At 66.5% G+C, this 11,718-nt stretch carries 5 protein-coding genes; all 5 read right to left on the bottom strand.

Annotation, left to right across the window (positions count from 1 at the left end):
* Positions 1 to 6: 6 nt before the first annotated feature.
* The 5 genes from ACFDR9_RS02605 to ACFDR9_RS02585 all read right to left on the bottom strand — a co-directional run bounded on the left by ACFDR9_RS02605 (position 7) and on the right by ACFDR9_RS02585 (position 11,572).
* Complete coding sequence (locus ACFDR9_RS02605; protein WP_017878008.1) at positions 7 to 1,383, bottom strand: L-serine ammonia-lyase; 1,377 nt, start codon at positions 1,381 to 1,383, stop codon at positions 7 to 9.
* A 17-nt stretch (positions 1,384 to 1,400) separates the two neighbouring features.
* A complete protein-coding gene (glyA, locus tag ACFDR9_RS02600) occupies positions 1,401 to 2,660 on the bottom strand; it encodes a serine hydroxymethyltransferase (protein WP_017878007.1) in 1,260 nt (419 codons plus the stop codon).
* A gap of 254 nt (positions 2,661 to 2,914) precedes the next feature.
* On the bottom strand, positions 2,915 to 4,423 hold the full coding sequence (locus ACFDR9_RS02595; RefSeq protein WP_017878006.1) for an alkaline phosphatase D family protein: 1,509 nt from the start codon (positions 4,421 to 4,423) through the stop codon (positions 2,915 to 2,917).
* 82 nt (positions 4,424 to 4,505) lie between these two features.
* On the bottom strand, positions 4,506 to 7,802 hold the full coding sequence (gene icmF, locus ACFDR9_RS02590) for a fused isobutyryl-CoA mutase/GTPase IcmF (RefSeq protein WP_409029954.1): 3,297 nt from the start codon (positions 7,800 to 7,802) through the stop codon (positions 4,506 to 4,508).
* Between the two features lie 170 nt (positions 7,803 to 7,972).
* Positions 7,973 to 11,572: an indolepyruvate ferredoxin oxidoreductase family protein gene (locus ACFDR9_RS02585; protein ID WP_409029953.1), complete on the bottom strand. Its 3,600-nt coding sequence runs from the start codon at positions 11,570 to 11,572 to the stop codon at positions 7,973 to 7,975.
* Positions 11,573 to 11,718: the final 146 nt, after the last annotated feature.

The raw sequence follows: 11,718 nt of genomic DNA, 5'->3' as shown, positions 1-11,718 counted from the left end.
CGGGTATCAGCACTCAACGATGTTGACGGCCAGCCCGCCGCGCGAGGTTTCCTTGTATTTGGTTTTCATATCGGCGCCGGTCTCGCGCATGGTCTTGATGACCTTGTCGAGCGAGACGAAATGCGTGCCGTCGCCGCGCAGCGCCATGCGCGCGGCGTTGATGGCCTTGACCGAACCCATGGCGTTGCGTTCGATGCAGGGGATTTGCACCAGGCCGCCGACCGGGTCGCAGGTCAGCCCGAGGTTGTGCTCCATGCCGATTTCCGCGGCGTTTTCGACCTGCTCGGGCGAGCCGCCCATGGCCTGCACCAGGGCGCCGGCGGCCATCGAGCAGGCCACGCCGACTTCGCCCTGGCAACCCACCTCGGCGCCCGAAATGGAGGCGTTCTCCTTGTACAGGATGCCAATCGCCGCGGCGGTCAGCATGAAGTCGACGACGCCCTGGTCGTTGGCGCCGGGCACGAAGCGCGTGTAGTAATGCAGCACCGCCGGCACGATGCCGGCGGCGCCGTTGGTGGGCGCCGTGACGACGCGGCCGCCGGCGGCGTTTTCCTCGTTGACGGCGAGGGCGTAGAGGTTGATCCAGTCCATGATTTGCAGTGGGTCGCTCAACGCCGCCTCGGGATGCGCCGTCAGGTCGCGGTACAGGTCGGCGGCGCGGCGCTTGACCTTGAAGCCGCCGCGCAGCACGCCCTCGGTGGCGATGCCGCGCCGCACGCAGGCCTGCATGACGCCCCAGATGTGCAGCAGGCCGGCGCGCACCGCGTCGGCGTCGCGCCAGGTCAGCTCGTTGTGCCACATCAGCTGGGCGATGGACAGGCCGCTGTCGCGGCAACGCTGCAACAACTCGTCGCCGCTTGAAAACGGATAGGGAACCCTTTGCTGGTGTGGCAGCAGCGCCGCTTGGCCCTGCGCGTCCTGGTTGACGACGAAGCCGCCGCCGACCGAGAAGTAGGTTTTCTCCAGCAGGGTCGCGCCGCCGGCGTCGTAGGCGTACAGGCGCATGCCGTTGGGGTGGAAGGGCAGGCTTTTGCGCAGGAACAGCAAGTCTTCCCGTTCGTCGAACGCGACCGGGTGCGAGCCGAGCAGATTCAGGCTGCGCGACTCGCGCACGCGCTGCACCCGCGGCGCGATGGCGTCCGGATCGATCAGGTCGGGCGCTTCGCCTTCCAAACCCAGCAGCACGGCCCGGTCGCTGCCGTGGCCCTTGCCGGTGGCGCCGAGCGAGCCGTAGAGTTCGCAGCGGACGCGCTGCACGGCGTCCAGCCAGCCGCCGTCGCGCAGCGCGCCGGCGAACATGCAGGCGGCGCGCATCGGTCCGACGGTGTGCGAACTGCTCGGGCCGATGCCGACTTTGAACAGGTCGAAAACGCTGAGTGACATGGAGTGGCTCATGGTGTTCAGCCGTACACGGGGAAGGCGGCGGTCAGTTCGGCCACGGCCGCCCGCACGCGTACCATCAGCGCCTCGTCGTCCGGGTGGTCCAGCAAGTCGGCGATCAGGTGTCCCACCTGGCGCGCCTCGGCCTCCTTGAAGCCGCGGGTGGTCATGGCCGGCGAGCCCAGGCGCACGCCGCTGGTCACCAGCGGCTTTTCCGGGTCGTTCGGGATCGCGTTCTTGTTGACGGTGATGTGGGCCCGGCCCAGCAGCGCCTCGGCGGCCTTGCCGGTCATGCCCTTGGCGCGCAGGTCGACCAGCATGACGTGGCTTTCGGTGCGGCCCGAAACGATGCGCAAACCGCGTTGCACCAGCGTCTCGGCCAGCGCCGCGGCGTTTTTCACCACCTGCCGTTGATATGCCTTGAATTCAGGTTGCAGCGCCTCCTTGAAGGCGACCGCCTTGGCGGCGATGACGTGCATCAGCGGGCCGCCCTGCAAGCCGGGGAAGATCGCGCTGTTGATCGCCTTTTCATGCTCCGGGCGCATCAGGATAATGCCGCCGCGCGGACCGCGCAGGCTTTTGTGGGTGGTGCTGGTGACGATGTCGGCGTGCGGGATCGGGCTGGGATATTCGCCCGCCGCGATCAAACCGGCGTAGTGCGCCATGTCCACCATCAGCAAGGCGCCGACGTCTTTCGCCACCTTGGCGAAACGCTCGAAATCGATGCGCAGCGCATACGCCGAGGCGCCGGCGATGATGATCTTGGGACGGCTCTCGTGGGCCTTGCGCTCCATCGCGTCGTAGTCGATTTCCTCCTTGTCGTTGAGGCCGTAGCTGACCGCGTTGAACCACTTGCCGCTCATGTTCAGCGCCATGCCGTGCGACAGGTGGCCGCCCTCCGCCAGGTTCATGCCCATGAAGGTGTCGCCCGGCTTCATAAAGGCCATGAACACGGCTTCGTTGGCCTGCGCGCCCGAGTGCGCCTGCACGTTGGCCGCCCAACCATGGGTATCGGCGTCGAAAAGCCGCTTGACCCTGTCGATGGCGAGCTGTTCAGCCTGGTCGACGAATTCGCAGCCGCCGTAGTAGCGGCGGCCGGGATAGCCTTCGGCGTACTTGTTGGTGAGCTGGCTGCCTTGCGCGCTCATCACCGCCGGCGAGGTGTAGTTCTCGCTGGCGATGAGTTCGATGTGCCGCTCCTGGCGGGCGTGTTCCCGTTGGATGATGGCCGACAGGTCGGGGTCGACGGCTTGGAGGGTTTGCTGGCTATAGCTGAACATGGTGTGGGCCCTATGTGGATCGGAGGAGTCGATGTGGCTCAAATCTTCGCAGACAAGCGTGGCGGGCGCCGTGAGTAATGCGTCAACAAATACGCGTATTACGACATCGCTGCGCGAATTTTATTGAGTGCGGGAGGGGGGGGCGCGGCGGCCGCGCCGGGGCGCGCAGCTCGCGCGGGCTGGCGCCGAGGGATTGTCTTACCGTCCGGGCGAAGTGCGCGCTGTCGTGGAAGCCGCACTCAAGTCCGACCTGCTTATTTGACCACGTGGATGGTCTTGGTATACGGCAGATCCTCGCCCTCGACCCACCAGTTGGCCCAGATGCGCTTTTCCGCCGACTGCTGCGGCAGGTCGGGCTCCAGGCTGAGGAAGTTGCGCGCGCCGATGTAGCGGTGCGAGGTGCCGGGGAATTCAAACATGGTCGCGGTGATGCCGCGGTCGACGGTCTCGACGCGGGCGCCAACGTGCTCGAGGTAGAACAGCGCCATCGCCGGCGGCGCCGGGTGGACGATGCCGGACGAGGTCAGCTGGTTGATGACGTTGGCGTTGGCCGGCACGTCGCGGCGCTGCGCCTGGATCACGCCGACGGCGCCGACGTGGACGTCGCCCGACAGTACCGTGACCCGGCCGCCGGTGCCGGCCGACCAGTCGAGCAGGCGGTGGATCAGGCGCAGCCGTTCCTGCCGGTGCGAGCGGCTCAGCCAGTGGTCTTGCAAATCGTCTTCCAGTTCCTGCCGGCCCGGCAGGGCGCACAGCAGCGTTTCCAGCGTCGAGAAGTCGGGGTGGACCACTGGAATGCTCGACATCACCAGCAGGTGGTCGCAATTTTTTTGCTTGTCGAGCCAGGCGTAGGCGGCGTGCCACGCCGCGGCGCCCATCACGGTGGTTTTGCTGCGCTCGCTGCGCAGGTCCAGCGCCAGGATGGCGTAGCCGCCGACCCGCAGGCCGTAGCTGAAGCCGGGCTGGTTCGGCAGCAGCGGCAGCGGCGGCGTGGCGGCGTTGGCGTGCAGCTGGAACAGCTGGAAATACGCGCGGGCGATCGCGTAAATGCCCTGGTACACCGGGCTGGCCTGCTGCTCGGCCGGGTAGGAGCCCCAGCCGTCGAAGATGTCGTGGTCGTCCCACATCATCACCGTCGGCACGCTCGCCATCATGGCGGCCACTTCCGGCTGGCTCCAGCGTTCCAGGTAGTTTTCAAGGAAAAAGCCGTCGACTTGCGCGCGCAACTCGTCGGGGAAGGGCGCGGCGTTGCGCTCGCGGCCGGACAGGCCGGCCCATGTCTTCAGGCCGCGCAGTTCCTGCCACATGCTGTCGCTATAGATCTGGTCGCCGCCCATCAACAGCAGGTGGTAGGGCCGCTCACCGTGGCGCAGCCGCATGGTGGTCCACAGCGCGTTCTTGTCCTGCACCTGCTTCATCAGCTTGGCGTCGGAAAAGCCGTTGCAGGAGGTGTAGGCGCAGGTCGGCGCGCCGCCGGCGGGCGGCACCATAAAGATATACTCGACGCTACCGACGGTGTAGCGTATTTCCTGCTGCGCCGCTTTCTGCGCAATCGCGAAGCGGTAACGCCAGACCGTGTACCCGCTCTTTTGCTGGCGCCGCTCGCCGAGCGAGACCGCGCCGATCGCATCCCATTTGTCGCCGTCGTAGACCAGCACCGCCGGCGCGGGTTCGCCGCCGCCGCAGACTACCAGCGCGCTGACGCTCCAGAGGTCGTCGTCGACGCCGCAAAATTTCAGAATCGGTCCCAGCGCAACAGCCATCGCAATCTCCGTCATATTAGCGGTGAATGCGCTAACGTCGTGTCGTAGGCAAGCCGCCGCGGGCGCGGCGGCTTGTTAATTCCTACATATTACGACGATATTGGCCGCCGACCTCGAACAAGGTCGAGGTGATCTGCCCCAGCGAGCAGACGCGCACGGCGTCCATCAGGCGCTCGAAGACGTTTTCGTTGTCGATCGCCGCCTGCTGCAGCGCCGCCAGCGCGGCCGGCGCGGCGTCGGCGTGGCGCTGGTGGAAGTCCGCCAGGCGCGTCAGCTGCGACTGCTTTTCGTCGTCGGTGGAGCGGGCCAGCTCGATTTTCTGCGGCGCGTCGCCGGCCTTCGGGTTGCGGAAGGTGTTGACGCCGATGATGGGCAGGGTGCCGTCGTGCTTCTGGTGCTCGTACAGCATCGACTCTTCCTGGATCTTGCCGCGCTGGTAGCCGGTTTCCATCGCCCCCAGCACGCCGCCGCGCTCGGCGATGCGCTCGAACTCCTGCAGCACCGCCTCTTCGACCAGGTCGGTCAGCTCGTCGATGATGAAGGAACCCTGGTTCGGGTTCTCGTTCTTCGCCAGACCCCATTCGCGGTTGATGATCAGCTGGATCGCCAGCGCGCGGCGCACCGATTCGTCGGTCGGCGTGGTGATCGCCTCGTCGTAGGCGTTGGTGTGCAAGCTGTTGCAGTTGTCGTAAATCGCAATCAAGGCCTGCAGCGTGGTGCGGATGTCGTTGAAGTCGATTTCCTGGGCGTGCAGCGAGCGCCCCGAGGTCTGCACATGGTACTTGAGCTTTTGGCTGCGGTCGTTGGCGGCGTATTTGTCGCGCATCGAAATGGCCCACAGGCGCCGCGCCACGCGGCCCAGCACCGTGTATTCCGGGTCCATGCCGTTGGAGAAGAAGAACGACAGGTTGGGCGCGAAATCGTCGATGTGCATGCCGCGCGCCAGGTAGGCTTCGACGAAGGTGAAGCCGTTCGACAGCGTGAACGCCAGTTGCGAGATCGGGTTCGCGCCCGCCTCGGCGATGTGGTAGCCGGAGATCGACACCGAGTAGAAGTTGCGCACTTCGTGGTGCACGAAGTACTGCTGGATGTCGCCCATCACCTTGAGCGAGAACTCGGTCGAGAAGATGCAGGTGTTCTGGCCCTGGTCTTCCTTCAGAATGTCGGCCTGCACCGTGCCGCGCACGTTCTGCAGCACCCAGGCGCGGATCTTGGCCGCTTCGTCGGGGCTCGGCTGGCGCTTGTTCTCGACGACGAATTTGTCGACCTGCTGGTCGATGGCGGTGTTCATGAACATCGCCAGGATGGTCGGCGCCGGGCCGTTGATGGTCATCGAGACGGAGGTGCTCGGGCTGCACAGGTTGAAGCCGTCGTACAGCACCTTCATGTCGTCCAGGGTGGCGATGGAGACGCCGGAGTTGCCGACCTTGCCGTAGATGTCGGGCCGCTCGGCCGGGTCGGCGCCGTACAGCGTGACGGAGTCGAACGCGGTCGACAGGCGCTTGGCGTCCATGCCGGTCGAGACCAGCTTGAAGCGGCGGTTGGTGCGGAAGGCGTCGCCCTCGCCGGCGAACATGCGGGTCGGGTCTTCGCCCTCGCGCTTGAAGGCGAACACGCCGGCCGAGAAGGGGAACGAGCCGGGCACGTTTTCCAGCATCAGGAAGCGCAGGATCTCGCCGTGGTCTTCATAGCGCGGCAGCGCCACCTTGCGTATCCTGGTGCCGGACAGGGTGTGCTGGACCAGGCGGGTGCGGATTTCCTTGTCGCGGATTTTGACGACGTAATCGTCGCCGGCGTAGGCCGCCTGCATGTCCGGCCACATCGCCAGCAGCTTCTTCGAATTGGCGTCGAGGGCGTGTTCGCGCTCGGTGATCAGGCCGTCGAAGTCCAGCACCGGCTTGTTGGCGGCGGCCAGCATGCGCTTCGACTCGGTCAGTTGCTGGCGCTCGCGCGCCAGGCCGACCTGCTTGGCCGTGTGGCGGTGGTAGCCGCGCACGGTGTCGGCGATTTCGGCCAGGTAGCGGCTGCGCGCGGCCGGCACGATGACGTGCTTGGCGCTGGAGTGCTTGGCGTCCACCGGCGGCAGCTTGCCGGGCTTGGTTTGCAGGCCGAACCGCGCCAGCGACGGCAGCAGGCCGTGGTACAGCGCGGTCACGCCGTCGTCGTTGAAGCGCGACGCCTGGGTGCCGTAGACCGGCATCTCGTCGGGGCGCCTAGTCCACATTTCGCGGTTGCGCTGGTACTGCTTGGCGACGTCGCGCAGCGCGTCGAGCGAGCCTTTGCGGTCGAATTTGTTGATGGCGATGAAGTCGGCGAAGTCGAGCATGTCGATTTTTTCCAGCTGCGAGGCGGCGCCGAATTCCGGCGTCATCACGTACATGCTGACGTCGACGTGCGGCACGATGGCGGCGTCGCCCTGGCCGATGCCGGAGGTTTCGACGATGACCAGGTCGAAGCCGGCCACCTTGCAGGCGGCGATGACGTCGGGCAGCGCCTGCGAAATTTCGGAGCCGGCCTCGCGCGTCGCCAGCGAGCGCATAAACACGCGCGGCTGGCCGGCGCCCCACGGGTTGATGGCGTTCATGCGGATGCGGTCGCCCAGCAGCGCGCCGCCGGATTTGCGGCGCGACGGGTCGATCGAGATGATGGCGATGTTCAGCGTGTCGCCCTGGTCGAGGCGCACGCGGCGGATCAATTCGTCGGTCAGCGACGACTTGCCGGCGCCGCCGGTGCCGGTGATGCCCAGCGTCGGCACGCGCAAGGTCGCGGCGGCGGCCAGCAGTTCGGCGCGCAGTGCCGGCGTGGCCTTGTCGTTTTCCAGCGCCGTGACCAGTTGCGCCAGCGGCCGGTGGCGCGCGCCGATGTCGCCTTCGCGCAGCGGCGCCAGCGAGGTCGGCGAATAGGTCGACAGGTCGATGTCGCACAGCTGGATCATCCACTGGATCATGCCGACCAGGCCCATGCGCTGGCCGTCTTCCGGGCTGAAGATGCGCGTCACGCCGTAGGCGTGCAGGTCGGCGATCTCGTCGGGGACGATGACGCCGCCGCCGCCGCCAAACACCTTGATGTGGGCGCCGCCGCGCTGCTTAAGCAGGTCGATCATGTACTTGAAGTACTCGACGTGGCCGCCCTGGTAGCTGGAGATGGCGATGCCCTGCACGTCCTCGGCCAGCGCCGCCGTGACCACCTCGTCGACCGAACGGTTGTGGCCCAGGTGGACCACCTCGACGCCGTTCGATTGCAGGATGCGGCGCATGATGTTGATCGAGGCGTCGTGGCCGTCGAACAGCGAGGCGGCGGTGACGAAGCGCACCTTGTTGGCCAGCTTCGGTTGCTCCGGCGCGGCGGGGATGGTGGTGGCGTTGGAAAGGTCGTTCATGATGTCCTTGGAATGGGCGCGATCTGAGTCGTTGTAAGTTATATGACGTTAACGTAAACGTCAAGTTAAACCAGAGGCGGGGCGCGGCGGCGATGAACAACCGCGGCGCCACCGCGGGGCCGGACCCGGACGGTCTGAGCCCGGCGTTGGCGCCGCGGTTTTTTGCCGGCTCAGGCGGCGTGCTGGTGGTCGTTGCCCGACAGCTTGGCCAGCAGGCGCGCCTTCTCGACGCGGTATTCGGCGACGGCCTTTTCCTTGACGTGGCCGAAGCCGCGGATTTTCTCCGGCAGGTTCGCCAGGTCCACCGCGACCGCGTGGTTGTCGGCGTTCAGCTTGCCCAGCAGGGCCTCGACCATCTGGCGGTACTCGACGATTAGCGCGCGTTCCATCTTGCGCTCTTCGCTGTAACCGAAGATGTCGAAGGCGCCGCCGCGCAGGCCCTTGGCCTTGGCCAGCAGCTTGAAGGCGCTCCACATCCACGAGCCGAATTCGGCCTTGACCAGGTGGCCCTTGGCGTCCTTCTTCGAGAACAGCGGCGGCGCCAGGTTGAACTTCAGCGAGAAGTTGCCTTCGAACTGCTGCTGCAACTGCTCGACGAAGCGGCCGTCGGTGTACAGGCGCGCCACTTCGTATTCGTCCTTGTAGGCCATCAGCTTGAAGTGGTACTTGGCGACGGCGGTCGACAGCTTGTTGCCCAGCGCCAGATTGGCCTCGGCCGCGCGCACCCGTCCGACCAGCTCTTCGTAGGTGGCGGCGTAGCCGGCGTTCTGGTACCCGGTCAGGAACTCGACGCGCTTCTTGATGACGTTTTCCAGGCTTTGCGGCATCTGCACGACGATGGACTGGGTTGGCGTGGCGATCTTCTCGACGCGCTTCAGGTCGACGGCGGCGCGGCGGCCCCACAGGAAGCTCTTCTTGTTGGAGGCGATGCCGACGCCGTTCAACTCGATGGCGCGCAGCAGCGCCGCCTCGGTCAGCGGAATGCGCCCCTTTTGCCAGGCGTAGCCGAGCATGAACAGGTTGGCGGCGATCGAGTCGCCCATCAGCGCCGTGGCCAGCTTGGTGGCGTCGATGAAGTCGGCGCTGTTGTGGGTGGCGGCGCCGACCGATTCGCTGATCAGCGCGCGCACTTCGGCGCTCGGGTACTGCCAGTCGGCGTTCTGGGCGAAGGTGCCGGGCGGCTGCTCGTGCAGGTTGACCACGGCCATGGTGCGGCCCGGGCGCATCTTCGAGATGGCGTCCTGGGCGCCGGCGGTCAGCATGTCGCAGCCCAGCACCAGGTCGGCTTCGCCGGTGGCGATGCGCTGGGCGCGCAGGTGCGCCGGCGAGCGGGCCACCTTGACGTGCGAGGTGACCGAACCGTTTTTCTGCGACATGCCGGTCATGTCCAGCACCGAGGCGCCCTTGCCCTCGAGGTGGGCGGCCATGCCCATCAGCGCGCCGACGGTGATGACGCCGGTGCCGCCGATACCGTTGATGAGGATGTTATACGGCGCGTCGCATGGCGGCAGCAGCGGTTCCGGCAGCGCGCCGAAGCCGTCGTCGGCGTTGTCCTTGTTGGCGTCAACCTTGACGCCGGTCCTGGTCTTCTTCAGCGCGCCGCCCTCGACCGTCACGAAGCTCGGGCAGAAACCCTTCACGCACGAGTAGTCCTTGTTGCAGGACGACTGGTCGATGGTGCGCTTGCGGCCGAATTCGGTTTCCTTCGGCAGGATCGAGGTGCAGTTGGACTGGATGCCACAGTCGCCGCAGCCCTCGCAGACGGCCTCGTTGATGACCATGCGCTTGGCCGGGTCGGGGAACTCGCCTTTTTTCCGGCGCCGGCGCTTCTCGGCCGCGCAGGTCTGGTCGTAGATCAGCACCGACACGCCCTTGACCTCGCGCAGTTCGCGCTGCACCGCGTCCATGTCCTTGCGGTCGTGCAGCGTCAGGCGCGCCGGCAGCGCGCCGCGGTCGCTGTAGCGGCCCAGGTCCTCGGTCACCAGCGCGATGCGCTGGATGCCCTCGGCCGCCATTTGCTGCGCCATCAGCGGCACGGTGATCTGGCCGTCGACCGGCTGGCCGCCCGTCATCGCCACCGCGTCGTTGTAGAGGATCTTGTAGGTCATGTTGACGTTGGCCGCCATCGCCGCGCGGATCGCCAGGTAGCCGGAGTGGAAATAGGTGCCGTCGCCGAGGTTCTGGAACACGTGCGGGATCGTCGAGAACGCCGCCTGGCCGATCCACGGCGCGCCTTCGCCGCCCATGTGGGTGGTCAATTTGTTCATGTCGGGGTAAATCGAGGTGGCCATCACGTGGCAGCCGATGCCGGCCAGCGCCAGGCTGCCCTCCGGCACCTTGGTCGAGGTGTTGTGCGGGCAGCCGGAGCAATAGAAGGCCGGGCGGAACGGCGTGTTGACGGCCTTTTTCAAGACCGCGTCCTTGGCGTCGAGGAAGGCCAGGCGCGCCTTGATCAGCTCGCAGGTCACTTGGTCCGTGATCAGGCGCGAGACGCGGCTGGCGATGACGCGCGCCACTTGCGAAACCGAAAAATCGGCCTTCGACGTCAGCAGCCACTCGCCGCGCGGCGCCACCCATTCGCCCTTTTCATCGAACTTGCCGATGACGCGCGGACGCACGTCGTCGCGCCAGTTGTACAGTTGTTCCTTCAACTGGTATTCGACGATCTGGCGTTTTTCCTCGACCACCAGGATCTCGTCGAGGCCCTGGGCGAACTCGCGCACGCTGTCCGGTTCCAGCGGCCACGGCATGGCCACCTTGAACAGGCGCATGCCGACGTCGGCCGCCATCTGCTCGTCGATGCCCAGCTCCTCCAGCGCTTCCAGCACGTCCAGGTAGGACTTGCCGGAGGCGATGATGCCCAGCTTGGCGTTCGGGCTGTTGATCGTCGTGTGGTTGAGTTTGTTCTCGCGGGCGTAGGCCAGCGCCGCGTAGATCTTGTAGTCCTGCATCAGCGCTTCCTGGTTGCGCGCCTGCTGGCCCAGCGGAATGCTCGACAGGCGCGCGTTCAGGCCGCCCTCGGGCATGACGAAGTCCCGCGGGATTTTGACGTCGACGCGGAACGGGTCGGCGTCGACCGAGGCGCTCGACTCGACCGTGTCGGCGAGCGCCTTGAAGGCGACGGTGCAGCCGGAAAAGCGCGACATGGCCCAGCCGTGGATGCCCAGGTCCAGGTATTCCTGCACGTTGCACGGGTACAGCACCGGAATCATCGAGGCCGAGAACAGGTGGTCGGACTGGTGCGGCAAGGTCGACGAATAGGCGCCGTGGTCGTCGCCGGCCACCAGCAGCACGCCGCCGAGCTTGGAGGTGCCGGCGTGGTTCATGTGCTTGAAGACGTCGCCGCAGCGGTCCACGCCCGGGCCCTTGCCGTACCACATGGCGAACACGCCGTCGTACTTGGCCGGGCCGATCAGGTCGACCTGCTGCGAGCCCCAGACGGCCGTCGCGGCCAGGTCTTCGTTGACGCCGGGGACGAACTGCACGTGGTGCGCCTCAAGGTGCTTCTTGGCCTTCCACAGCGTCTCGTCGAGGCCGCCCAGCGGCGAGCCGCGGTAGCCGGAGATGAAGCCGGCGGTGTTCAGGCCGGCGGCCTGGTCGCGCTGGCGCTGCATCATCGGCAGGCGCACCAGCGCCTGGATGCCGGACAGGAAGATGGCGCCGGAGGACGCGGTGTATTTGTCGTCGAGGCTGACGGTGGTCAGGCGCGAGGGTGTGCTGCCGGCGTGGTGGTCCAACGCTGCGGGCGGCGTCGCCGTGGTGTCTGGCATGGTGGGGCTCCAAAAGGGTCTTTCAGATCGCGCCTGGCCGGGGGCGCGCCGGGTAGGCGCTGGACGGTCAGGCGATGCGGCCGCTGGTTGGGCGGCAATACAGCTATTCTAGACTGAAAAAACGGGCTGCGGCGCGAGTGTACGGC

The sequence above is a fragment of the Janthinobacterium sp. CG_23.3 genome (genome assembly GCF_046115965.1).
In the GTDB taxonomy this organism is placed as follows: domain Bacteria; phylum Pseudomonadota; class Gammaproteobacteria; order Burkholderiales; family Burkholderiaceae_D; genus Janthinobacterium.
This window is presented reverse-complemented; position numbering and strand designations above follow the sequence as displayed.

What these genes read in the sequence shown, in the direction of transcription:
- ACFDR9_RS02595 (WP_017878006.1), bottom strand. Translation starts at nt 4,423, where the DNA reads ATGGCTGTTGCGCTGGGACCGATTCTGAAATTTTGCGGCGTCGACGAC.
- ACFDR9_RS02605 (WP_017878008.1), bottom strand. Translation starts at nt 1,383, where the DNA reads ATGTCACTCAGCGTTTTCGACCTGTTCAAAGTCGGCATCGGCCCGAGC.
- glyA (WP_017878007.1), bottom strand. Translation starts at nt 2,660, where the DNA reads ATGTTCAGCTATAGCCAGCAAACCCTCCAAGCCGTCGACCCCGACCTG.
- ACFDR9_RS02585 (WP_409029953.1), bottom strand. Translation starts at nt 11,572, where the DNA reads ATGCCAGACACCACGGCGACGCCGCCCGCAGCGTTGGACCACCACGCC.
- icmF (WP_409029954.1), bottom strand. Translation starts at nt 7,802, where the DNA reads ATGAACGACCTTTCCAACGCCACCACCATCCCCGCCGCGCCGGAGCAA.